We start from the raw sequence: 24,943 nt of genomic DNA, 5'->3' as shown, positions 1-24,943 counted from the left end.
TCACATGCATTTGTTTGAATATTAAGATAGATTAAATCTCACAAGGAATTCAAATTTAGCTATAAAACATAAGCAACCACAATTAAAATTCTCTCTTAAAATCGTCCACTTTCTTGACAGAAGTCCACTCTGCCACCAAATGTCACGTGAGATTCTCTTACGTTCCCTTTTAAAACTTCCTCTGCCATCAAATGTCACGGGAGACTCTCTTACGTTCCCTTTTAAAACTTCCTCTGCCATCAAATGTCACGTGAGACTCTCTTACGTTCCCTTTTGAAACTTCCTCTGCCATCAAATGTCACGGGAGACTCTCTTACGTTCCCTTTTAAAACTTCCTCTGCCATCAAATGTCACGTGAGGCTGTCTTGCGTTCCCTTTTGAAACAATTTCTCGCTTCATTTGTCACGTGAGGCCCTCTTACGTTCCCTTTTAAAACTTCCTCTGCCATCAAATGTCACGTGAGGCTGTCTTGCGTTCCCTTTTAAAACTTCCTCTGCCATCAAATGTCACGTGAGGCTGTCTTGCGTTCCCTTTTAAAACTTCCTCTGCCACCAAATGTCACGTGAGACTCTCTTACGTTCCCTTTTAAAACTTCCTCTGCCATCAAATGTCACGTGAGGCTGTCTTGCGTTCCCTTTTAAAACTTCCTCTGCCATCAAATGTCACGTGAGGCTGTCTTGCGTTCCCTTTTGAAACAATTTCTCGCTTCATTTGTCACGTGAGACTCTCTTGCGTTCCCTTTTAAAACTTCCTCTGCCATCAAATGTCACGTGAGGCTGTCTTGCGTTCCCTTTTGGGACACTCTCCAAAGCTACACCTTTATTATTGCCTATCCCAGAAACGTCTTTTGGCAATGGCAGAGACAAAGTCTTTACCGAAGTTAGGAGTATTTGTCGCGAATAATACTCCAGCTAAGTTATTACCTTCTGATGGATTGATATAGGCTTGGCCTGTTGTTGCTACACCAATTGGTTTATAGTGCCTATATGCTCCATTTATAAACACGCTGACGTTACTATCGAACACTGTCTGATTGTCAGTTCGTCCGCCAACAACGTACAGAGAGTCGTAAAGAACATTATGAGTGCTAACAAATATTTGATCAACTTTCAATTTTGTACCATCGTCACCTGTGACATAGCCGAGTTTTTCGCTAATTAACTCTATAAAAACCCCATGTTGCTGAAGAGCCTCAAGAGCACTTCTTACCTCAGAGCCATTAAATCCATTTCCAATTAACACCCCAACTTTTAATGTATGTGGATAATGCGGTGTATTTGCTTGGCTAACAGCAGGTGAAGAAGCCGTAACTGGGACATGCTCTCCAACAGGAGGGTTTACTCCTACATTATCAGCAATCGTCCTCGCCATTTCCTTGTCAACATTGACGAAAACATCAACCACTTGCTGACGAACAGACTCGCTTTTTACCTGAGCAAGTTCGAAGCTAAACGCTTCAATAATATGTTGTTTCTCCACAGTTGACATACTATTCCAAAACATTCTCGCATGAGAGTAGAAATCTTTAAATGAATTGCTACTCTCTCTTACTTTATAGCCTTCTACTCTATCTGGATAATCGAAATACCCACCTTCTAGCGGTGGTGTAGGAGAAGGTGTATTATCAGCTATTGAATTTCGAACATAGTTGACTTGATCAACGTCAATTCGATATCTCATAAAACTATCCCGCTGGTTATTGTGGAATGGACAAATTGACCGGTTAATCGGTAAATCTGGATAATTGGACCCACCTAACCGATGTTGTTGCGTAATTTTATAGGTGAATGTTCTTCCTTGCAAGATTGGATCATCAGAAAACGTAATACCAGGCAGTAGGTTTGTCACATCAAATGCTACTTGTTCAGTTTCAGCAAAGAAATTATCGACATTTCGATTTAATGTCATTTTCCCAACGATTTCTAACGGGATGATCTCTTCCGGCCACAGCTTCGTCGGATCTAACACATCAAAGTCAAACTTAAACTCATCCTTTTCGTCGATTAGCTGTACACCTAACTCATATTCAGGATAAGCGCCTTTTTCAATCGCATCCCATAAATCTCGCCTGTGGTAATCAGGGTCCAATCCTCCAATCATTAACGACTCTTCATTAAGGAATGAATGAACCCCAAGAACAGGTTTCCAATGAAATCTTACAAACGTTGATTTCCCGTGTTCATTAACAAAACGGAAGGTATTAATCGCAAAACCTGCCATCATTCGATAGCTCTTTGGAACGGCTCGGTCTGACATGGCCCACATCACAAAATGAGCTGTTTCTGGATTGTTAGCAACAAAATCCCAAAAGTTATCATGCGCAGCCGAAGCCGTCGGCATATGATTGTGCGGTTGAGGTTTCAGTGCATGTTGCGAGTCCACAAATTTAAAGGTATCAAAAATTTGAAATACCGGAAATTGTAAACCTAATATATCGTAATTTCCTTCTTCTGTATAAAACTTCACGGCAAAACCACGGATATCGCGGGCAGTATCCATCGATCCTTTTCCCCCTTGAACCGTTGAAAAACGCGCGAATACAGGCGTTGTTGCTCCAGGATTTTGCAAGAAACCAGCTATAGTATACTTTTTCATCGACTTATATAACTGAAATACCCCATGCGCCGCAGAGCCTCTGGCATGAACTACTCTCTCTGGGATGCGTTCTGTATCAAAATGCATCTGTTTTTGAAAAAAATGAAAATCTTGCATAAGTACTGGACCGCGATCTCCAGCTTTCAAGGTTGATTCAGTATTTGCAACTTTTAAGCCCTCGTTGGTGGTCATTTTATTACCTGTGTTTTGGATCCGGAATGCTTCTAGCTGCTCATTTTTACTATTTCCATCCACTTTCTTGTTATCTCTTGATGACTGATCCATGAATTCACCTACCCTGACGTTTTGTGTTTATCCCATCTATATATATGTGAAAAATCAGTGGATTTAGACCATCTCATTCAGCGACATCTTAGTAAAGAATAACGTCCTTCTGTGTCCCAGAAATCGTAAAAACAGCATTTTTTCAAAAAATAAGCGCTCTCGTATCTGCGAAAAAATCATTGAGTATGCCACAACGAAAAACTGGAAGCCCCTAGAGACTTCCAGTCTAACTAAATTACCTTTTTTCGAATCGCTGATGATACTTGTTCCACGATTAAAACAACGATTAAGATTAATATAATAATCATCAGTGCTTCATCAAATCTTCGTAAAGACATAGCGGTACTAAGTTCTACCCCTATTCCACCGGCTCCAACTAACCCTAAAATAACAGCAGAACGAATGGCTTTTTCAACTGCATAAAGACTTGTCCCTACAAAAGATGGAAATCCGATTGGTATCGTCGATCCAGCAATAATACCAAATCTCGTCGCTCCCGTTGATTCAAGAGCTTGAGAAGGTCCCTTTTCCATCTCTTCTATTCGCTCTGAAAAAAATCTTGCGCAAAATCCAATCGTATCAACAACAATGGTTAAAATACCGGCTAATGGACCTAGACCAACAGAAATAACAAAGATTAATGCCCAGATAAGGTCAGGTATTGTACGCATTGTTGAAACGATCCCCTTAGTGCAAACACTAATGATTGGATGAGGTGTTGTATTGCGAGAGCATAAAAGTGCAATAGGAAGACTTAATAAAACACCAACTAAAGTTCCGATTAAAGCAATCTCAAATGTTTCTACGATTCTAGCGAAAATGGTTGACGTTCTCGTAGTATCAGGAGGAAAGGCGTTGCCGATAAATTTTCCCATATTAACTACTCCACCTAATAAACGGTCCACTGTGATATTGGCACTAGATAATCCTGAGATAATAAAGGCAATACAAACGACAGAAAGTAACCAAGTTAAGATCGATGGGTTCTTCCAACGAGGCGGCATATGTTGATTAAGATTTTGATTTTTGTCTAACCTTTTGGCTGGTTCACTCATACTTGGTTACGCACCTTTCTCCGTAATAGTTTCTTGGACTAAGTCCATATCTACATCGTGTTGGTATAAATCCTGTAAAAAGTCTTCACTAATATTTTTGATTTTATCGTCCATTACGACATTTCCACTTTTTAAGGCAATAATTCTATCACCATATTCCTTGGCAATATCCATTTGATGCAAAATACTAATGACCGATAATCCTCGCTCTTCTACTACATCCCACAGCAAGTCCATGACTTCTCTCCCTGCTTTGGGATCTAAGCTTGCAATTGGCTCATCCGCTAAAACAACCTCAGGGTCCTGAAGCAACATCCGAGCAATTGCAACGCGTTGCTGTTGCCCACCAGATAGTTGATCCGCTCTGCGTTTTGCCAAATGACTTAAACCAACCCTATGTAAACACTCCATAGCCTTCTCGCGTAGTTCTGGAGAAGCTACTGGTGCGAATGCTTGAAAAGAATATTTTACAGATCCAAGAGCTCCAAACAACACATTTTGAAACACAGACAGATTATTAATTAAATGAAAGTGTTGGAAAACCATTCCCACTTTTTTTCGGATTGGTCGTAACTGCCCTTGACTGAGACCAATAATGTTCGTTTTATCTATGAAAATACTTCCTTCTGACGGCTTTTCAAAGCTAGTAATACAACGGAACAACGTAGATTTACCAGAGCCATTGTGTCCTAATAACACAACGGCTTCTCCTGGTTCTACAGTAAAGCTAACATTATTTAAAGCTTTTGTTCCGTCGGGATAGATCTTTGAAATATTCTCTACTTTTAGAGAAATCATAGTACCCCTCCTATCCTTCTTATAAGTCAATGCCTAAAATGCTGTATGTTTTTCTCATTAAGTCATAATCAGCATCTGAAATTTCCACGATACTCGCTTTGTTATATTTTTTATTGTCTTCGCTAGCTAAGATGGCATTTAAGATATCTTCCTCGTATTCAAATAGGATTCGGCGGAACTCTGCTTTAAAGCTTTCAGGTAATTTTGGTGATGCTACGAAAGGATCTTGAGGAAGTGGAGGTCCTTCATGTAACAATCTCCATTTACCTTCACCATCTTCTTCAACCATTTTATTGTAGACACGGATACCATCACCAATTGCATCTACTTCACCAGATTTTAACGCTTCAACAGAAGCACCACCTAGTAAAAGGATATTTACATCCCTATCTAAGTTAAATCCGTGATCAATTAAGATTGAGCTTGGCCCAATATGTCCTGACGTAGATCCTGCTTCCTTCATCGCAATCTTGGCACCCTTTAAATCTTCTAACGTCTGATACTTACTATCTTCTGCTACGATAAAAACTGTGTGGTATTGGTCACGCTCAATAGCCGCCAATGGCTCAGCACCAGGTACAGCTGATTTCGTAAGAACGTATTCAGATGGACCAGATAACACCATGTCGACTTGGTCATATTCCATTGCAGTTGTGACAATTGTACGATCTGATAAAGCAAAAAATTCAAACTCAACCCCCATTAAATCCTGAATTATATCTCGAAAGGCACCATAATTCCTTTGTAATTCTTCCATCCCATCAATACCAGTTACTGCAAATCTAACTTTTTTCGGCCAATCAGCTCTCTCATCAACTGTCTCGCCAGCAACAGTCGTATTGCTAGTTTGTGTCTTTGTCGTTTCCTGACCACCACAGCCAACTAAAAGAGCAGCACTTAAAACTACCGAACTCAGAAACTTCCATCCAAAAAACTTCATACAATTTTCTCCTCCTAATAGTGTCAATCGTTAATTTATTATGTATTGTTTCTACAATTAAAACTTTACACCGCTAATGTTAAGGCTGTACTAAGTAGGCGTTAAGATACTATGAGAATTGTTAAAAAATTACTTAGATTGTAAAGTTATCAATAATACATTAAGAGTTTGTAAATATTAGGGCCATTAATATCAGACACTGGATATTTTACTGTAAGATACAGCTAGAGGGAGTGATACTATGGACAACACTCATAAATTTAACGGAAAAGCAGGCATCTATTCTCTGTACCGACCCGATTATCCAGACCAACTCATTAAAGATATAATTGAGGAGTTTCATCTAAACAAGAACTCGCTCATTGCAGATATCGGCTCCGGAACCGGTATCTTCTCTAAGAAGCTATTAAAATTTCAGTTACAAGTAGTTGCTGTTGAGCCAAACGAAGAAATGCGCGATGTTGCGAAAAGTGAGTTAAATGAATATACTCGTTTCACTTCCATTAATGGAACGGCAGAGAATACAACACTAGAAGCTAACAGCATTGATATTATTACGGTTGCCCAAGCCTTTCATTGGTTTAACCAGGGGAAGTTTAAAAAAGAATGCCAGAGAATTTTAAAACCCGGAGGAAAGGTTTTCATCGTGTTCAATAATCGAGACATTCATTCAGACGTTTCCAAGGAGATTATTTCGATATTCAAAAAATATTGTAGCGACTTTCGTGGGTTTTCAAACGGAATTGAAGAAGATCTTGATGTGTATAATAATTTTTTCACTACAGACTACTCCTATAACAGCTATGATTTCCCATTACTTTATGACAAATCAAGTTTTATTGGGCGTCACCTTTCAGCCTCCTACGCCCTGAAAGAAGGTGATCCATTATATCCACAATTTCTAGAAGAGTTTAGTAACCTCTTTGATTTCTATCAAAAAGATGGAATTTTACACTTACCAAATGTCACGAAGAGTTATTGGGGCTCTGTGTAAATTAAAAACGAGAGCGTCTCTAAACGCTCTCGTTCATATCATTTCTTTTGCCTTCTTCTTTTACCTTCCACAATCTATATAGATGAGTGACAATTACCTTACCGATCGCATAAATCGGGATCACTAGGATCATTCCTACAATACCGATGAAACGTCCTGCGACTAACACTAGTGCCATAACCGTCACTGGATGAAGTGACATCTTTTTACCAATAATTTGTGGTTGAACAAAGATACTTTCAATTTGTTGAATAACAACAACAATGATTAACACAAACAATGCCATCATCGGAGAATGAAGCAAAGCAACGGTTACTGATGGGATTGCTCCAATCCAAGGACCGAGATACGGAATGACATTTGTGATCATTCCAAAAATCGCTAGAACAAGTGCATACTCTAAGCCAATACTCGTAAAACCGATGTAGTAAAGAACTCCGATAAACGAACAAACAATTAAGACCCCTTGTATGTAACTACTTAATGTCTTATCCATATTCGTAAGGATAGGCTTAATCTCATCCTGTTTATCCTCAGCAAAAAATTTCAGGAAGTACTTCGGAAGTCTTTCTCCCTCTTTTAACAGATAAAAAAGGATGAAAGGAACGATAAATAGTAATAACAAAGCGCTAAATACTGTACCGATGATCCCTACACTTCTAGTAAATATATCTCCAACTAGACCCCCAACCACGAGTCCAATTTGTTCAATATAATCTTCAATGGAAAATACTTCTGATAGGCCAAATCTTACGACTAGTTCATTTTGCTGCAAATTGGTAATTAACAACTGGAGTTCAGCAATGATGACAGGCATACTGACAATTAAATTCGTAAACTGCTTCTGCAATTCTGGACCAATGAAAGAAATTACTCCTATTCCCAGCGCAATTAAACCAACATATAATAACAAGATGGCCAAAGCCCTTGGCATCTTTTTACTCAACAAGGTCACTAGCGGTCTAAATAGGTAATACATAATTCCCGCTAAAAGTATTGGAAGAAATAAAGTCTGTACGAAAACGACAAGAGGTCTGAACACCCAACTTATTAGACTACCTAAGTAAATAATTACAAATAGCATGATAATAATTGAACCAATCTTTAAGACCTTTTTATACACTATAATACTCCCCCTATTGAAACCCATATACTAAGCGTTAGGCTAAAAGCTCCATTCTACATCTATTTTAATCTGCTAGAGCGGAAATACAAAGTTATTTTACTAAAGGTCGACAAAAAACTAGTGAAGCTAAAATTATTAAAATAAAAACGAACTCTAAATTTTCATCTAGAGTTCGTCAGAGCATTACCCTTTTACTAACTTTGATCGAAGTTTATTAGAGACTAACTCAATGATTAAAATGAGAATAACCAATCCAATCAAAATCGATCCTACTTGATCCCACTTATACCCTCTCATTGCGAAGATAAGAGGTGCCCCAATTCCTCCTGCACCAACTAAACCAAGAACAGAAGCATCACGCATATTCATATCAAAACGGTAGATCATGATTGACATGAATATCGATAATAGTTGTGGGATAATGCCGTAACGAATTTTCTCAAACGTTGTACATCCAATCGAAGTCATTGACTCTAACACTTTTGTATCGATCTCTTCAATTGAGTCAACATATAGCTTCGAAAGCATACCTATAGATGATATACCGATTGTTAAAACACCTGCAAAAGGTCCTGGACCTGTTACACGTATAAACATTAACCCATAAACTAGTGCAGGGATCGTTCGAATAAAAATAAGTAAAAGTCTCGTTACCCAGGAAACTGGTCTAGGTACGATATTTGTAGCTGCCAAAAAGGCTAATGGGATAGCTAAAATAGCGCCGACGATCGTTCCTAGAAAAGCGATCGCGACAGTTTCTACTAGCAAATAAGGGACACTTTGAGTTGAGAAATTAAATAATAAATTTAGATCTGGATTGAGGAGCCCCTTAAAAATATTAGAGGCGATCTTAAGACCAGTCTCATCTACACTTTTAAAGCTAATTGCGGTCACTGACCACGTAAAAAGGATCATGACGATGAATGTTACGGTTAACACATAACGGTGATGCCTTGGCGCAGCATGCAACTGCCTTTCTAATGTTGTCATAGCTCGTACTAACTCCTTTATATTAAGCTTTTTTCACAAAAATTGTTACTTTACAAACTAGGCATTGAACAAAGTTTACGAAAAAGCTTTATATTAACTTCTTTCTAAAATGTTCACTAACTGTTTCAATTAGATAGACGGTAACTACTAGTGCTAAAATGATCATTCCAACATTGGAGTAGTCGCGCCAACCAAGACCTTCATTAATTAGAACACCGATCCCCCCTGCTCCTACATAACCGAGGATGGCTGCATAACGAACATTCCCCTCGAAACAAAACAGAGAAGTCGATAAGTAACTTGGGAGAACTTGTGGGATCACAGCAAAACGAAATGCTTGAATTCTTGTCATTCCAATTGACTCCATCGCTTCAAAAGAACCCATATCTACGTTTTCGATTTGTTCATATAATAGTTTACCAACATAGGAAATTGTAAACAGCAGGATCGCTACGGTTCCTGCCATAGGCCCTAACCCAAAGATAAAGGTGGCAATGAGCGCTGACACCAGTGTAGGAAACGTCCGAAGAAGACTTAGGGCAACCTTAGTAGAGACGACAACTGCTTTCAATTTGATAATATTAGAGGATGCCATGACTGCAACAGGAAGTGCTAGGATCGACCCAATAATTGAACCAAGTAACGACATTTTAAGAGTACTCATTAATGCACTCCATAAGCTTGGTAAGTAGCTCCAATTCGGCGGGATCATTTGACCAATAATGATGAAAAATTGGTTTATTCTTGATATAAGTACTTTGTAATTAAAGCCTGTAAATTCTATTGAGATGATAATCCCAATTAGTAATAGGATGATAATGAGTGGTGTTCGAGATCTCTTTTCTAGTATCACTTTTCCATTCGGTAATAATAGTTTTTTAGGCGGAAAGATTTTATCATACATACGCCACGCTCTCCTCTAAGGAGGATTTCACCTCATCAACTTTCCCACCATAAATCTCATCAAGTAATTCTTGAGTAACAAGTGCCGCTTCTCCATCAAAGACAATCTCTCCCTTACGAACGCCAATAATCCGATCTGCATACTCTAAGGCTACTTCGACATGATGGATGTTCATGATAACGGATATGTTCATTTCCTTATTTACCTTTTTAAAGTCGTCCATGACCAACTTAGAAGTAACAGGATCTAATGATGCAATTGGTTCATCCGCCAAGATGATATCTGGGTTTTGTGCTAGTGTACGTGCTAAAGCAACACGTTGTTGCTGCCCGCCTGATAGTTGGTCAACTCGAATATAGGCTTTATCGAGTATCCCTACCTTATCAAGGGCATCCAAAGCCTTTATTTTTTGTTCCACGGTAAAAATACCGAGTGACTTTCGCCATAAGGGAAGATCTGGTACAAAGGAGACCAACACATTATTGATGACTGATGTTCTTGTCACTAAATTAAACGATTGAAAAATCATTCCAATCCTTCTACGAAACCTGCGAATTTGCTTTCCTTTTAGCTTTCCTACATCAACACCATCAACAACCAATTGCCCACTAGTAATGTCATGCATACGATTAATGCAGCGAATTAACGTTGATTTTCCGGCACCTGAAAGACCAATAACTGCAACAAATTCACCTTGTTCGATTTTTAAATTAATATTTTCTAATGCTACTGTTCCATTTGGATACGTCTTTTCAACATTTATAAACTCTATCATGCTATTACTCCAATCTTAATAAACTCTTACTCTCATTCAACAAGACTTAAAAAATGAGAACATCAACCATTCATGATGTTCTCACTTTTCACTACTATTTTAGAGATTTAAGAAATGCTTGTGCTTCTCTTTCACCATCATAATCAGAAGATGTTGCTTTTTGGTAACCTTGATGGCTGTAAATTGAAATTACATTTTTTCCTTCTTCGGTTTGAGCAATATTGATAAAGGCTTGTTGTATAGCCGCTTTCAAACCATCATCGATGATACTAGAGTTTTTACTTACACTTACCGTATCGTTAAAGATTGGTTGCGTAACTGCAATAACATTTGTTTCTTCCCAAATTGATTCAGATCGTGAAAAATCTGTAGTCCACTTAGCTTCATTGTCTCTTCTTGCATCAGCATAAGCGACAATAATATCAGCTTGACCAGCAGCTAAGCGCGCAAAAGAGCTTCCATATGAATCTGATTGAACAATTTGGCTTAAGTCAGTAAGACTTTTCCCAAATTTATCTTGTAACCATAATGTTGGGTAAATGTATCCTGCTGAAGAAGAAGAAGACATAACTGCCCATGATGCACTATTTAAATCTTCCCATGTCAGTTCTTGACCGCTGTTAACTTTCTCAGCTAACTCTTGCCCTTTTGCAGATGGTCCAGCAATGAAAATTGAACGATAGTATGTTGCTTGGCTATCCGTTGCTGTTGTTGGCTTGTTAGCATTCCAATCTTTTGCCTTATTAGAGTCATTCGATAATCCTGCACGTGTAGCGGTTAAGATAACCTCAGCTCCATCATCGTATAATACATAGGTACCACCTGGAATTAAACCTACATCTGTCGTACCAGCTGAAAGAGCTTCCCCAACTGCTTCATATGTAGTTCCTACATTAATCTCAACGTTTTTCACATCGTAGCCTAGATTTGCTAATTCATTTGTTAAAAGTTCTTTAAGTGGCTCCGTCATCGTAATGATCTCTTCTGGATCTCGAGAGGGTACAAAACTCACTTTAAGATCCTTGATTTCTTTACTAGTTGGTTCACTAGATTTCGTTTCCTCTTTAATTTCAGTGTTGCTAGAGTTTGCTGGCGCACTCGAATTCGTAGTGTCTGACCCACAACCCGTCATAAATCCGATAATCAAAACAAGTCCAATTAAGAACATTAATTTGTTTTTCATATCCTTTTTCCCTCAATTCATTTTTAGTGTTATTTTCCACATCTGATGAAAAATACCACCTTATCATACTATGATTTTGTCTCTCTTTTTTTAAGGAATTGTAATGAATTTGTAATAAATTTGTAAATAACCGGTAACCTTCCTGTGATGTTATTGTAAAAAAATAAAAATCTACTATACAAAAGAGCTCTATCTTAAAAATAATCACAAATTTATTTACAGAATGTTCACTACACCGAAAGTTTTTACTATATCTGTAATTGCTTAGCACAAAAAGAAAGGTGTCCCAAAAGCCATACATCTTGGGACACCCTTCTTTTTACTCTAGTTTTATTTTTCGAGGACATATATTCGGCTGCAAAAAAGAGTGCCTTAAGGCTACTCTCAATTATATTAAATCATTATGCGTTCGCATGCCCTAACACACCTTGAGTAGCTGCCATTCCAATAATGACACATCCCCATGCATGTTTGTATGCTGTTACCATATTATCAGCTGTAAATCGGATCGTTTTTGGATTGATAAGCTCGACTGAAGGAATTGTTGTTGTCATAAGGGCTTGATTTGTCCCTTTAAATTCAATTTCAAATGTAATTGGTCCGTCTACTTTATAAGGTTGGATCGTATTTGCTTTTTCAACAGCCATTTGCGCTTTTTCTCTTATGATTTGCTGTGCTTTCTTCGGAGGAAGTAATTCGGCTGCTAAGCGATCAATACCTCTTTTGACAACAGCAGATTCAATCTCAGGTAATGTTTCTTTTACCTCTTCTACATACGTGTCATCACCTGTGATTAAAAGAGCTGGTACGTTAAAGTCACCTGCTACAGCAGCATTAAGTTCTGTTTCTCCAACAACCTTTCCGTTAATACGAAATTCATTGACACATATACCAGCTAGTGAATGATTGATGACTGTTCGCTCAGAACCGCCTTCCCGTCCGTGGTGACCGACAAAAAAGATCCCATCATATGTATCATCTAAACCTTCTAACTGGCACATCACTCGGTTGTTACCAGAAATGAGCGATGCACGTTCGTCTAACTCTTCAATTAGAATGTTAGACATATTGCCATGCCCATCAGCAACTACGACTTCTGTTGCCCCACCGTTAAAAGCCCCTTCGATTGCAGCATTTACATCTTGAGTCATTAATTTGCGAAAACGTTGATACTCACTTTCCTTCTTTAGCTGGATACCAGTGGCAACTCCAGAAATCCCTTCAATATCAGCAGAGATAAAAATTTTCATAGTGTTTCTCCTCTCTTTTACTCAGAAATTTCACCTTTGGTAAGTATTCTAAATCAATTTAAACTTATATTCAATTCTGAATGGACACTCATTCCAATCTACTTCAACATGTGACTGCCTAATAAAATCAAGAATAGGTAGAAGCTTTTGAAAATATATATGAGCATAACATTATATATAACCCAACCCACTAAGAATTTGACTATCAATGGACATTCGTCTGACTAATAATAGTGATAATTATTTTTCTAAAATTATCCATAGATAATCATTTTCAATTATATAATTTGCTATCTCTGTAAATATCTTAAGTTTTAACTTCTAGATGCTTGGGTATATGTATATATAATAATAAGTAATGAAATGACTGTTCCCTCTAGTAACTGTCACTACTTTTATTACATAAAAAAATAATTTGTTTATTAGAAGCTATATTTCTTTCAATTAGCAAAATAATTTAATATAATAATAATGTAATAATAATTATCATCTAGTTTATGAGTTTTTTCTACTAGAGAAATAGTTATTATAAATAAATATACAGTGAGAGGAAGAATAAAATATGGATACTAATAACAATGCAAGCATGGGAAAATGTCCGTTTAATCATGGCGCTGCTACAAGTCCAAAAGCTAGTGGTACGACAAATCGCGACTGGTGGCCAAACCAGCTAAACTTAAATATTTTACACCAACACGATAGAAAGTCTAACCCTATGGGAGAAGAATTTAATTATGCAGAAGAATTCCAAAAGCTAGACTATGATGCTCTTAAGCAGGATCTTCATACTCTAATGACTGATAGCCAAGATTGGTGGCCAGCTGACTATGGTCATTATGGCCCATTCTTTATCCGTATGGCTTGGCACGCTGCAGGTACATATCGTACTGGCGATGGTCGTGGTGGTGGCGGAACTGGTGCGCAACGTTTTGCTCCGCTTAACAGCTGGGCTGACAACGGCAACCTTGATAAAGCCCGTCGCCTATTATGGCCAATTAAGCAAAAATACGGTAACAAAATTTCTTGGGCTGACTTATTGCTTTTAACAGGAAACGTTGCGATCGAATCAATGGGTGGAAAAACATTTGGTTTTGGAGGCGGACGTGCTGACATTTGGCATCCAGAAGAAGATGTCTATTGGGGTTCTGAAACTGAAATGCTAGGTAGTAACCGTTACACAGGAGATCGTGAGCTTGAAAATCCACTTGCTGCTGTTCAAATGGGTCTTATCTATGTTAACCCAGAAGGTCCAGATGGCAAGCCAGATCCAATTGCTAGTGCTCGCGACATTCGCGAAACATTTGGCCGTATGGGAATGAACGATGAAGAAACAGTTGCTCTAGTGGCTGGTGGTCATACATTTGGTAAGGCCCATGGTGCTGGAGATGCGGCTCTAGTTGGTCCAGACCCAGAAGCTGCTCCAATTGAAGCACAAGGCTTCGGTTGGTTAAGCACACACGGTAGCGGTAAAGGTCGTGATACTATCACGAGCGGTATTGAGGGCGCTTGGACGGCTAACCCTACACAATGGGATAACGGTTATTTTGAATTATTATTTGGCTATGAATGGTGGCTTACTAAGAGTCCCGCAGGTGCATGGATCTGGCATATTGTAGATCCTGATGAGAAGCATTTAGCACCAGATGCAGAAGACCCATCAATTAAGGTTCCAACAATGATGACAACTGCTGATATGGCATTACGTTTTGATCCAACTTACGAAAAAATTTCTCGTCGTTTTTACGAAAATCCAGAAGAGTTTGCAGATGCATTTGCTCGTGCTTGGTTCAAACTACTTCATCGTGATATGGGTCCTAAAGCAAGATACCTAGGTCCAGAAGTTCCAGAAGAAGATCTAATCTGGCAAGATCCAGTACCAACAGTTGATTATGATTTAACAGATGCAGAAGTAGCGGAATTAAAAGCAAAAATCCTAGACTCAGGATTAACAGTCGGAGAGCTAGTAACAACTGCTTGGGCTTCAGCTAGTACGTTCCGTGGCTCAGATAATCGTGGTGGTGCTAACGGTGCGCGCATCCGTCTTGCTCCGCAAAAGGAATGGGAAGTTAACCAACCAGAACAGCTTGCAAAAGTTCTTTCTGTATTAGAAGACATTCAAAGTTCATTAGACAAAAACGTTAGCATCGCTGATTTAATTGTGCTAGGTGGTAGTGCTGCAATCGAAAAAGCTGCACGAGTAGCTGGCTTTGATGTAACTGTTCCTTTCGCTCCAGGACGTGGTGATGCTACTCAAGAGCAAACAGATGCAGAAGGCTTTGAAGTACTAGAGCCAGTAGCTGACGGTTTCCGCAATTATCAAAAGAAACAATATAGCGTAAGTCCTGAAGAGCTTTTAGTAGACAAAGCACAATTATTAGGCCTTACTGCTCCAGAAATGACTGTACTTATCGGTGGTATGCGTGTTCTAGGTACTAACTACGGTGGAACCGGGCACGGCGTATTCACGGATACTGTAGGTACACTTACAAACGACTTTTTCGTTAACTTACTTGACATGAGCGTACAATGGAAGCCTGTAGACGGAACGGTATATGAAGGCCGCGATCGTCAAACAGGTGAAGTAGTTCGTACAGCCACTCGAGTTGACCTAGTATTTGGTTCTAACTCAGTACTACGTGCTGTTGCAGAAGTTTATGCTCAAGACGACAACAAAGAGAAATTCGTTCGTGATTTTATCGCTGCTTGGGTAAAAGTAATGAACGCAGATCGTTTTGACCTAAATCAGGCTGAACTTAAGAAAGCTCAATTAGCTAGTAAGTAAGTTTGATAGAAACCCCACTGTCAGAGATGATGGTGGGGTTTTTGGTTGGAAACGAATAAGCAGCAGTCCCTCTTTTTACGAAGTCTGCTGCTTGTTAAAATTTATTTGGACACTGGTTAACCTGGCGTAATGATTTTCAGTGGTCTCTCCGATTTGATAGTGTTTACCTTAAACTAGCTTTCAGCACTTCCGTTATTTGGAAGTCGATGATTAATTTGTTTACTAGAAAAAAGTCACTACCTATTATCCCATCAAACCCATGCATCTCTCTAACATCCCCGAGCTGTATCGTGAAGTCATTAATTGGAAAGATATCAATTGACATACTGCTCACTTTTTGTTCTATACAAATTTCAGTGCCACCAATTCCGTACATCTTTCGCTTTTTTGCATTTTCTAGATCAAGATACAGTCCAATTTCCTCACATAGATCCGTATCTAATATGGTTGAAGAACAGCCAGTATCTAGAAGGACGTTTCTAGAAGTCTTTTTCTTACCATAGTACTCAATTTCAATAGAAGCCTGTGGTAAATGGTCTTCCATACCAAACTTCATACTCTTCTTCGCACTCCTAAATATGGCTGCTCAATTACTATTACTTCTTTATTATTAGTGTGAAAGATATATAATTCACGGCTCTGATTTTCAGCATGTAATTTTTTATAAACTTTCCATGCAGCATTGCCGTTTTCAAAGTCACTAATTACCGACATTTCATCAATTATTCTCTCTCTACCTCTTGTTTCTGACTTTATTGCTTCTACTAAGACACACCGTTCTGGAAAAATCTGACGAATTTCTGACCACTTCATTAGCATGCGCCTCCGTTCAATAGTGCTTCTTATTTATTATACCACTTATATATGCAATAGATTAGGTACCATGGTTTTGTTAATATAGGTTTGTTAGCTTTTTCTGGAGATAATAGAAGTATTTGAGGTTGTCTTATGATGGGTTTGTCACATGTGAAGTTGATTTTACTAGATCAGGATAAGCAGAAAATTAAGGAATACAAATAGACAAATTATCCAAAATAAACACTTACACTCCCATCTTTGTGTGCTGTTTCTAAACAATTTTCTATAAACATCAGGATTTGTTTTAGATCCCAATCAGCCTCCGAGAGAGGGATATGAGAAAATAATTGCTTGTAGGCATCCATTGCCTTTTCCATTTGTTCTATTGTAAATGTAGAACTTCCACCTGATCCACTAACTCCTGCATGGAATTCATTTGCATCAAGTAAACTGTATAGTATTGATGCGTTATAATTCCCCATACTAAACCGCGCATACGCAACTTCATTACCGGCTTTACTAACTCCATAAATATCGTGACCCATTAACTTTCCTCCTTGAGATTTAGTTTTGATACAAAATCCTAGAAAACTATTATATGTAATTTGGTTAATCACTCCTTTCAGAGTTTTACTTTTTGAAAGAATTTTGAAGTCATTATTGGAGAAAAAAGAGTAAAAAGAGGTTGTTAAAGCACGTCAATATTATTCATTAATTGGATATGATTTTAAAATGTGGGTATTAACTGAGGGAAATCTGAGGTTTTCTATATAATAATTTCATGATCTGGAAGGCTTGTCAACAGATAATAATTCGACAATATTCGAGCATGTTTAATTAGCCTAATTGACAGGATGTTTTAGAAAAGATGGCAATTTTTGAAGTAACATTCAAGGTTTAGCTTCCAATAAAAAGGAACTGGCCACCATATCACAAAAAGCAAGCACCTACACTTTTGTGCAGATGCTTTATAAAATAGTATGTCTATTTACTTTTCTATAATCCTACTTACCTCTTGACCACAAGTGCCACACTTTCCATCAAGTATTATTCCTAACTTATGACTTTGTATAACGTAATTAGTTATCTTGACAACATCTGAACATGTTGCACACCAAACATTACGAATGAGCTGATTTCTAATTTCATTAGGTATTTTTAACCATTCTTTGTTAGCGTTATCCATTTCATTTCCTCCCATTATACAACTCACTGTGACTTCCCGAAATTTCTTGTTTCACAATCATATCCACAATACCTGTGCAACATACTATTAATTCAATATTTTTCGGGTTGTCACTGTGACTTTATTGTAGTTTGAACTATTACTCTAGACTTTTGATTTGCCAGAAAGACTCCCAAGAATATTGTTATCAAGCCAATTATTAGGTTACTAGTGATTGGTTCTCCTAGTAATACATTGCCCCACATAAGTGCCGTAAGGGGGATCAGGTAAGTGACAGTACTAGCAAATTCTGCTCCGCCATGGTTAATCAAATAATAATAGAGTAAGTGAGCAATCCCTGATCCTAAACAACCTAAACCTATTACAGAAACAAGGAACACTAAATCGATAGAGTTTATTATGTTTGCAAATGACGAAGAGTCTGTGACAACTACTCCTATCGCCCCTATACATGCACCAACTAGTAAAGAGAATGTTGTAATGATAACGACATTCAACCCTTGCAGGTGTCTTCTTGTAAAATGAGATGCAAATCCATAGCAAGTGGTCGCTAGCACCATAGTTCCAATTCCAATGAAATTGCTAGAAAATAACTCGTTAATGTTAAATTCCATTAAGATTAAAATTCCAACAAACCCAAGAATAATGCCTATCCACTGCCTTTTGTTAAGAAAGACCGAAAAGATAATAAATCCATTTAAACCCGTCAATATTGGTGTCAAAGCATTAAGGACCGCTGCTGTGTTACTTGTAATATTCGTTTGACTAAGTGCTATGAGCCCCCACGGTAATGCAGCATTAAACACCCCAACGGTCACTAGTGCTTTCCACGGAAGGCGTTTTGGAACCTCTTTTCTCTTAAACTTAATTAATAGAATTGGTAAAAGAATGATTGCACCAGCTAGACAGCGTAAAAATACAGTTCCCCATACACCTGCTGTACCAATTAAGTTTTCTATAAACACAAAGGATAATCCCCATATTAAACTTAATACGAGTAAAGGCCCGAATAATCTCATTTACTAGCTCCCTTGTCAGATTTGTATTTTTTTCTATAAGCGTTCGGTGAGAGCTGCTTTTCCTTTTTAAACAATGTAACGAAATAAGAGGTATTTGTAAACCCAACTGCGGAGCCAATAATTGATACTGGTTCGTTTGTGTTTTCTAGGTAATAGATTGCTTTTTCTACTCGAATTTTTCGAAGATACTCGACTGGACTAATTCCCTTTACACGCTTGAACGTTCTCTGAAGATGATATGGACTCACATGAAACGTTTCTCCAAGGATGGTTAATGTAATGTCTTTCCTGTAGTTCGTTTCTAACCAACCCACAATGGAATTCACCCACTTCTCCTCAGGAAGTTCGATCCCATCTGGTCTACATCGTTTACAAGGTCTATATTGAAATGATTGTGCTACTCTTGCATCATGGAATATCCTAACATTTTCTTTATTTGGAGGCCTAGAATGACATGATGGACGGCAGAATATCCCAGTCGTTTTAACAGCATAGTAAAAACTTTATCATAACTCGAATCATTCTCTATAATTGCTCTCCAATATTCTTCTGGCACATCCAGTTTCATTCGAACACCTCATCCCTATCTTCTAAGATACCAAAATTCAAAGTATAGGCAATAGCTTTCGAATGTCGTAGCAAGAAAACAAAACAATCGACAGGTGTTTGTGCACCTGTCGATTGTTCCTAAAGTATAGCACTCACTATATTAATTTCAATTTTTTAGGATTAATCTTTTCCTCTAGTAGTCCTTTAAATCGAACGATATCCTCTTTGTTCTTAAAATATCTTTTAGGCAAAATAAGTGCTGATGTTTTTGTGACGTAAAGAAGGAACATATCTTTGTATTCTGTAGTTGATAATATATCTTCCCAGACATACTTTGATTGTAGGCTATTACCAGTTAGACGGATCGATTTAGCGTTAATCATGTATTTCATTCTTTGTTTTAACGTTGGGTTTCGATCATAATGCATTTTATTAAAAAAATTCAATACAATCTTGAGGGTTATAAAACCCATGTAAGTGATGGATAGTGGTAATGAAATAGTAAGAAACCAGCCAAGTTCATCATAAGCCATGATGTAAACTCCAATAATGGAAACTAGAAACACAATGATGAAATAACGAGTGAGGACTTTCCTTGAATGATATCGACTGTATTGTTTAAATTCTTCGTATGTCAGTTGTCCTTCTAAAGTAATGGACTTATTAACCATTTATAACTCTCTCCTACTTTTCTCAGATTTAATTATGATGTTTACTCCGTTAGCTGTCCCACTCCAAATGTGGTTCTCAACTGTTGAAATATCTATTTCGGTTTCTAGAGTAACTATTCTTCTTTCTCTTCCAGAAAGAGTGATTTCATGCAAACCTTCATGATTCATTAAAGTAAGCATTTGGGGATCACCCTCAAAGCGATGCCGCTCGTAAAACTCAACTGAAAATTCAACAGGCTTTCTACTGTGATTTACAAATGGCAGTTTACAAGTACCTACTAATGTTTCATCATCAATCATCGTAAATTGACAATTGCTTGACTCGCGATCATAGGAAACCGCATAAATTCCAGTTGCTACCGATTGTTGATAAACACTAACTAAAAAGACTGGTCCAACCATCATAACAACAAATCCGAGGAGAACAAAGCGACCTCTATATTTTTTCAAAGAGTTTGACAGTAAAAACAGACTAATTATGACAAGGATGAGCGAAATAACCCCGACATAATGGATTCCACCAGCAGATCGGTGTGATGCATTTAGACTTAACAGAATAGTCTCGATTAATGATCTTGCGTGCGGGAAGGGCAAATTGAGTATGATCACAAATATTGCAATTGCTATTGCCCAATAAAAGTATTTTTTATTTTCGATCATCTCACCACTCCCAGTAAAATTGTTTCTGCTCAAAAAAACCTTCGCTTCATTATAACAAACTGTAGCGAAGGTTTTTTCATTATATTTTATTAATTTAGGAGAAGGTTTACGCTTATATCTCCTAATTACGCTACCAATAAGCGAGATAATAAAAAATATGATGAAGATATAAAAAATAAATTTAGCAATTTCAACTGCTGCACCAGCTATTCCGATAAAGCCGAAGAATGCCGCTATTAGTGCAATGATAAAAAAGATAATTGACCATCTTAACATCAGATCCACGCCTTTCTTTGTGTGTATACATAACAATACCCATCTATTAGTTAAGTAAACATTAAGAAAATCGATTTTTAATCTCAAAAAATATCCCTATTAACAATTACTTTTCACAAAAATCAACAGAAAAAACACTTGGAAACTTTGAATCATCCAAGTGTCTTTTATTATATCTTCTGTTAAAACCACCACTCACCATAATGATTAAATACACTATTATCAGGAAATTGAGTTATTATTTCTCTAGCTAGAATTTTCCAGTGATTTTTAACTTCTTCATAATTCCCCTCATAGAAAATATCTACATTTAAATTTGCTATTAAATATTCAATACCTTTATTAAATGTTTCGATATGATATAAAATTTCTTCTTGGGTAATTGTTTCATCTCCAGCTACATATCCCCTTACTTGTCCACTCACATATAGATTGATATCGCTGAAAAATCTAGAAATTTCAGCCATACTATCATGCAAATTTCGGGGCATTGATTGCTTAAGGTATACTTGGAGGAAGGAAAATGATTCTTCAGAAGTTGAAAGTGATGAAGACAAATCAGCTAGAATCAGGAGTTGTCTTTCCACAGATTCTCCTTTAAGGATAGAATTATAAATGTTATCCAATTGTCGTGTAGTAGAGTAAAATACATCAGTTGCTTTATGAATATTTCTAGAGTGAAAATCCTCAGCTATCCTTTTTTGAGTATGATATTGCGATATAAAATAAATGTTTGAAACGACTAATCCTATAATTATGGCTATAACTATATTATTTTTAATGTAATCTCCTCCATGTATTTCTTTGATGTTGTTTTGAAACACGTTATCTATTGTTTATAAGTAGTTTAACATATTTTTTGAATTTCCCTCCAAAAAATCCGAAAATGGAAATAGTTGCATCACAATTGAATGAGTTAGCGTAAGTATATCGTTTTTGTCACTGTGACACCCCGAATTTTCTTGTTTCACAGACATGTTTCATGAATTATCAACCATGTGCCTAAGAAACAAACTTGCGAGAAACTATTTTTAGTGGTGTCACAGTGGTCCAAAACTAAGCGTCAATTTTCATTAATGCTTCTGCGCATTTTATACCGTCAACCGCGCTGGACGTGATACCTCCAGCATAACCTGCACCTTCACCACAAGGGTATAACCCCTTGATGTTCGACTCAAATGTTAGCGGATTTCGCCTAATCGTAACTGGTGATGAACTTCGGCTTTCTACAGCAGATAAAATTGCGTCGTGTTTGATAAAGCCTGAAAGTTTTTTATCCATTGCTCGTAAGCCATCCTTTATACTGTCAACGATAAAATCATCAAGACATTCTCTTAAATCTGTAGTTGTGATACCTGGGGTATAAGTTGGAATAACACGCCCAATTTGTTTACTAGGTTTATCTGCTAAGAAATCGCCAACCAGTTGGACTGGTGCGTAATAATTTCCACCTCCAACTTCAAAGGCTTTTCGTTCAAGTTTTCTTTGAAACTCAATTGCCCCTAATACATCGCCATTAAAATCTTTTGGTGAGACAGAAACAAGTAATGCACTGTTGGCATTTTCACCACTTCTTGCACTATAGCTCATACCATTCGTAACTACTGTATTTTTTTCTGAAGAGGCTGCAACAACATGACCTCCAGGACACATACAAAACGTGTAAGCACCTCTTCCATTGGCAAGATGTGCATTCAACGTATATTCAGATGCTCCAAGTAATGGACTACTAGCAAAGCGACCAAACTGTTGTTCATCGATGTCTTTTTGGAGATGTTCAATACGGACACCTACAGCAAAAGGCTTCGGTATCATGTCTACTCCTAATTCCTTTAACATGTAAAAAGTATCCCTGGCACTATGCCCTATCGCGAGCACCACTGCATCAGTTTCAATTGACTCTACTTTCCCTTGCTGTCCTTCTAGTACTAAGCCTCTAACTTCACCAGCTTCAATAATAAGTTCTTTCATTTTCGTTTCGAAACGCACTTCTCCACCTAGTCGTTCGATTTTTTTCCGGATATTTCTAACAACCGTAATTAATATATCAGTTCCAATATGAGGTTTTGATAGATAAGATATCTCCCTAGGAGCACCAGCTTCTACAAGTTCATTAAACACTTTTGGGATTTTAGGATTTTTTATGCCTGTTGTTAATTTACCATCTGAAAATGTTCCTGCTCCACCTTCACCAAATTGAACATTACAATTCGTGTCGAGTTCGCCGTATTTCCAAAACTTCTCAACAGCGACTTTTCTCTTGTCTACGTCCATTCCCTGCTCGAAAACAATTGGGTTTAAACCATGCTCCGCTAACACCAAGGCGCAAAAAAGTCCAGCAGGTCCACTACCAACTACTACTGGACGATTGTTTTTTGTGATTTTCTTGATGCTATATTCTAAAGGTTCAAAGTAGGATACGTCTTTTATCCCTAAATATAAGCTCTCATTATTAATTTCAACATCAACTGAATATACAAGCTGGACATTATTTTTATCCCTTGCGTCAATTGACTTTTTAGAAATACTAAAAGATAAAATTTTGTCCTTTTTGACCCTTAAGACTTTTTGAATTTTCAGAGCTAATAGTTCCTGCTCCTTACTTGGGTCAAAATCAGCTAGAAGCTTTATATTACTTATTCTTAACATGTTAAGTTCCATCCTTAATTATTATTGCAGATATTCCATATATAGATATCTGTCAGAAAACTTAGTAGGTTTACACACACTGATAATTAGTATAAATGATAACTTGTTCTAGAAACCTTCTAAACTAGTATCTTTTTCGACAGTATCGTGACCGTTTTTTTCTTGTCACTGTGACTACCCGAAGTTTCTTGTTTCACAGAGAATGTTCCACCAATATTTTTTGATATTTCCCTGTGACGTATGAAAAAGCATTTTCATTTCATAATAAGTGCGTAGAAGGTAGTATAGACTTACAGATAAAAGGAGGTATAGGATATTGAATACAAAATATAACCCACTATTTGAAGAGTTTACGTTTAAAAGCGGTGTTCGCTTAAAAAATCGTATTCTAATGGCTCCGATGACGAACTTTGCATCCAAAAAAAATGGTGAAGTTAGCGATGAAGAATTGCCATACTATAGAGTTAGGTCCAATGGAGTTGGAGCTGTTATTACCGCTGTTGCCTATGTAACTCCTGACGGAAAAGGGTTCGTGAATGAAATTAGTGCGCACTCTGATGAGATGATCCCAGGTTTAAAGCGGCTTGCCGATACAATTAAAGGGGCAGGTGCCAAAGCAATCCTGCAAATTTTCCATGCGGGAAGAATGGCCCCACCTGAGTTGTTAGAGGATGGTCAACCGGTTAGTGCAAGTGCGGTTGTTGCTCTTAGACCTGGGTCAGTCACTCCTCGTGAATTAACTGAAGGCGAAATTGAAACAATCATACAAGCGTTTGGCGATGCCACTAGACGTGCAATTGAAGCTGGATTTGACGGCGTAGAAATTCACGGGGCAAATACGTATTTAATACAACAATTCTTTTCCCCACACTCCAACAGAAGAACGGACAAATGGGGAGGTACGCTTGAAAAACGAATGGCGTTTTCACTTGCTATCATAGACGTAGTGAAAGCTACAGTTGATGAACATGCAAAAAACCCTTTTATTATTGGCTACCGAATATCCCCAGAGGAGAAGGAAAACCCAGGGATTACGATGGAAGATACGCTGGTTTTTGTGGATACTCTAGCAGAGCAAGATTTAGATTATTTACATATCTCTGTCCAAAATTTTTGGCAAGGTTCAATTAGAGATGAAGAAGATAAAAAGTCTAGGGTGACGCTCATCCATGAACGAGTGGGAGATAAAGTTCCTATTATTGGTGTAGGTTCACTACATACACCAGATGATGTAATGAAAGCACTAGACACAGGAGTTCCTTTGCTAGCATTAGGACGAGAATTAATTGTTGAACCAAATTGGATAGAAAAAGTCCAATCTGGTGAAGAAGACACCATCGCCACAACATTAACAAATGACGACCAAGAAAAGTTAATTGTGCCTGATGCGTTATGGTCAGCTATCATGAATACACCCGGTTGGTTTCCTGTCGTTAGTAAATAATCGCAGTAGTTTAC

22 protein-coding genes and 1 pseudogene are annotated in these 24,943 nt (G+C 37.6%); 3 read left to right on the top strand and 20 right to left on the bottom strand.

Going from position 1 to position 24,943, the window contains the following annotated elements:
* Nucleotides 1-822 precede the first annotated feature (822 nt).
* The 4 genes from DS745_RS07100 to DS745_RS07085 form a co-directional block, all read right to left on the bottom strand.
* The gene (locus DS745_RS07100) at nt 823-2,880 is read right to left on the bottom strand and encodes a catalase (protein WP_129077573.1); all 2,058 of its coding nucleotides are present in this window, start codon (nt 2,878-2,880) and stop codon (nt 823-825) included.
* Between the two features lie 230 nt (nt 2,881-3,110).
* The gene (phnE, locus tag DS745_RS07095) at nt 3,111-3,935 is read right to left on the bottom strand and encodes a phosphonate ABC transporter, permease protein PhnE (protein WP_241657746.1); all 825 of its coding nucleotides are present in this window, start codon (nt 3,933-3,935) and stop codon (nt 3,111-3,113) included.
* Nucleotides 3,936-3,941: 6 nt separating this feature from the next.
* Nucleotides 3,942-4,733: a phosphonate ABC transporter ATP-binding protein gene (gene phnC / locus DS745_RS07090; protein WP_129077572.1), complete on the bottom strand. Its 792-nt coding sequence runs from the start codon at nt 4,731-4,733 to the stop codon at nt 3,942-3,944.
* A 19-nt stretch (nt 4,734-4,752) separates the two neighbouring features.
* Nucleotides 4,753-5,673, bottom strand: a complete 921-nt coding sequence (locus DS745_RS07085) for a PhnD/SsuA/transferrin family substrate-binding protein (RefSeq protein WP_129077571.1) — start codon at nt 5,671-5,673, stop codon at nt 4,753-4,755.
* Between the two features lie 241 nt (nt 5,674-5,914).
* On the opposite strand from DS745_RS07085, the gene DS745_RS07080 reads away from it, so the two are divergent.
* The gene (locus DS745_RS07080) at nt 5,915-6,667 is read left to right on the top strand and encodes a class I SAM-dependent methyltransferase (RefSeq protein ID WP_129077570.1); all 753 of its coding nucleotides are present in this window, start codon (nt 5,915-5,917) and stop codon (nt 6,665-6,667) included.
* Between the two features lie 19 nt (nt 6,668-6,686).
* On the opposite strand, the gene DS745_RS07075 is transcribed toward DS745_RS07080, so the two are convergent.
* The 6 genes from DS745_RS07075 to DS745_RS07050 form a co-directional block, all read right to left on the bottom strand.
* The gene (locus DS745_RS07075) at nt 6,687-7,790 is read right to left on the bottom strand and encodes an AI-2E family transporter (RefSeq protein WP_129077569.1); all 1,104 of its coding nucleotides are present in this window, start codon (nt 7,788-7,790) and stop codon (nt 6,687-6,689) included.
* Between the two features lie 186 nt (nt 7,791-7,976).
* A complete protein-coding gene (gene phnE / locus DS745_RS07070; RefSeq protein ID WP_129077568.1) occupies nt 7,977-8,783 on the bottom strand; it encodes a phosphonate ABC transporter, permease protein PhnE in 807 nt (268 codons plus the stop codon).
* Nucleotides 8,784-8,871: 88 nt separating this feature from the next.
* A complete protein-coding gene (phnE, locus tag DS745_RS07065) occupies nt 8,872-9,687 on the bottom strand; it encodes a phosphonate ABC transporter, permease protein PhnE (protein WP_129077567.1) in 816 nt (271 codons plus the stop codon).
* Entirely contained in the window at nt 9,680-10,462 is a 783-nt protein-coding gene (phnC, locus tag DS745_RS07060) for a phosphonate ABC transporter ATP-binding protein (protein ID WP_129077566.1), read from the bottom strand. The genes phnE (DS745_RS07065) and phnC (DS745_RS07060) overlap by 8 nt, the downstream gene beginning before the upstream one ends.
* 94 nt (nt 10,463-10,556) lie before the next feature.
* Nucleotides 10,557-11,645, bottom strand: coding sequence for a phosphate/phosphite/phosphonate ABC transporter substrate-binding protein (locus DS745_RS07055; protein ID WP_129077565.1), 1,089 nt, complete (start codon nt 11,643-11,645; stop codon nt 10,557-10,559).
* Between the two features lie 401 nt (nt 11,646-12,046).
* Nucleotides 12,047-12,895, bottom strand: a complete 849-nt coding sequence (locus DS745_RS07050) for a M55 family metallopeptidase (RefSeq protein WP_129077564.1) — start codon at nt 12,893-12,895, stop codon at nt 12,047-12,049.
* A gap of 562 nt (nt 12,896-13,457) precedes the next feature.
* On the opposite strand from DS745_RS07050, the gene katG reads away from it, so the two are divergent.
* Nucleotides 13,458-15,677 (top strand): catalase/peroxidase HPI, encoded by a 2,220-nt coding sequence (gene katG / locus DS745_RS07045; RefSeq protein ID WP_129077563.1) that lies wholly within the window; start codon nt 13,458-13,460, stop codon nt 15,675-15,677.
* 163 nt (nt 15,678-15,840) lie between these two features.
* Here katG and DS745_RS07040 read toward each other — a convergent pair whose 3' ends face one another.
* The 10 genes and pseudogenes from DS745_RS07040 to DS745_RS06995 all read right to left on the bottom strand — a co-directional run bounded on the left by DS745_RS07040 (nt 15,841) and on the right by DS745_RS06995 (nt 23,485).
* Nucleotides 15,841-16,233 (bottom strand): retropepsin-like aspartic protease, encoded by a 393-nt coding sequence (locus DS745_RS07040; RefSeq protein WP_129077562.1) that lies wholly within the window; start codon nt 16,231-16,233, stop codon nt 15,841-15,843.
* Nucleotides 16,230-16,490, bottom strand: a complete 261-nt coding sequence (locus DS745_RS07035; protein WP_129077561.1) for a hypothetical protein — start codon at nt 16,488-16,490, stop codon at nt 16,230-16,232. Before DS745_RS07035 ends, DS745_RS07040 begins: the two co-directional genes overlap by 4 nt.
* 212 nt (nt 16,491-16,702) lie before the next feature.
* Nucleotides 16,703-17,020, bottom strand: a complete 318-nt coding sequence (locus DS745_RS07030; protein ID WP_129077560.1) for a hypothetical protein — start codon at nt 17,018-17,020, stop codon at nt 16,703-16,705.
* A gap of 443 nt (nt 17,021-17,463) precedes the next feature.
* The gene (locus DS745_RS07025) at nt 17,464-17,661 is read right to left on the bottom strand and encodes a hypothetical protein (protein ID WP_241657745.1); all 198 of its coding nucleotides are present in this window, start codon (nt 17,659-17,661) and stop codon (nt 17,464-17,466) included.
* Nucleotides 17,662-17,771: 110 nt separating this feature from the next.
* On the bottom strand, nt 17,772-18,680 hold the full coding sequence (locus DS745_RS07020) for a DMT family transporter (RefSeq protein WP_129077559.1): 909 nt from the start codon (nt 18,678-18,680) through the stop codon (nt 17,772-17,774).
* A pseudogene (locus tag DS745_RS07015) lies at nt 18,677-19,248 on the bottom strand (bifunctional transcriptional activator/DNA repair enzyme AdaA). The gene DS745_RS07020 and the pseudogene DS745_RS07015 overlap by 4 nt, the downstream one beginning before the upstream one ends.
* 136 nt (nt 19,249-19,384) lie before the next feature.
* Nucleotides 19,385-19,900, bottom strand: a complete 516-nt coding sequence (locus DS745_RS07010) for a YcxB family protein (RefSeq protein WP_129077558.1) — start codon at nt 19,898-19,900, stop codon at nt 19,385-19,387.
* A complete protein-coding gene (locus DS745_RS25455) occupies nt 19,901-20,836 on the bottom strand; it encodes a DUF1328 family protein (RefSeq protein ID WP_338324526.1) in 936 nt (311 codons plus the stop codon). It lies immediately after the preceding gene.
* A gap of 182 nt (nt 20,837-21,018) precedes the next feature.
* Nucleotides 21,019-21,423, bottom strand: coding sequence for a hypothetical protein (locus tag DS745_RS25010; protein ID WP_206662922.1), 405 nt, complete (start codon nt 21,421-21,423; stop codon nt 21,019-21,021).
* Between the two features lie 469 nt (nt 21,424-21,892).
* Nucleotides 21,893-23,485, bottom strand: coding sequence for an NAD(P)/FAD-dependent oxidoreductase (locus DS745_RS06995; protein ID WP_129077556.1), 1,593 nt, complete (start codon nt 23,483-23,485; stop codon nt 21,893-21,895).
* A 316-nt stretch (nt 23,486-23,801) separates the two neighbouring features.
* Between DS745_RS06995 and DS745_RS06990 the strand changes: the two genes are divergently transcribed.
* Nucleotides 23,802-24,929: an NADH-dependent flavin oxidoreductase gene (locus DS745_RS06990; RefSeq protein ID WP_129077555.1), complete on the top strand. Its 1,128-nt coding sequence runs from the start codon at nt 23,802-23,804 to the stop codon at nt 24,927-24,929.
* Nucleotides 24,930-24,943: the final 14 nt, after the last annotated feature.

Origin of the sequence: Anaerobacillus alkaliphilus (assembly GCF_004116265.1) — a bacterium.
GTDB classification, from domain to species: domain Bacteria; phylum Bacillota; class Bacilli; order Bacillales; family Anaerobacillaceae; genus Anaerobacillus; species Anaerobacillus alkaliphilus.
Note: the sequence above shows the minus strand (reverse complement) of the source record. Positions and strands in the feature narration are given on the sequence as shown.